At 63.3% G+C, this 270-nt stretch carries 1 protein-coding gene; it reads left to right on the top strand.

The features are described 5' to 3' along the window. The coding region (locus SCA31_RS23535) for a glycoside hydrolase family 15 protein (protein WP_410699433.1) at nt 1-270 on the top strand (270 nt) is incomplete at both ends.

The raw sequence follows: 270 nt of genomic DNA, 5'->3' as shown, positions 1-270 counted from the left end.
CGGACAACGGACTCTGGGAGGTTCGGGGCCCGAGGCGCCACTTCACCCACTCCAAGGTCATGGCGTGGGTGGCCGCCGACCGCATGGTCAAGGGTGTCAAGACTTCCGGCCTGCCGGGACCCGTGCAACGTTGGGCAGCACTTCGTGGCGAGATCCATGCGGACGTGATGTCAAAGGGCTTCAACCAGAAGCTCAATTCCTTTGTACAGTCCTACGGGAGCACAGAGCTGGACGCCAGCCTGCTGCTCATTCCGCGGGTGGGCTTCCTGC

The organism is Chryseobacterium sp. SIMBA_028 (assembly GCF_046535285.1).
In the GTDB taxonomy this organism is placed as follows: Bacteria; Bacteroidota; Bacteroidia; order Flavobacteriales; family Weeksellaceae; genus Chryseobacterium.
This window is presented reverse-complemented; position numbering and strand designations above follow the sequence as displayed.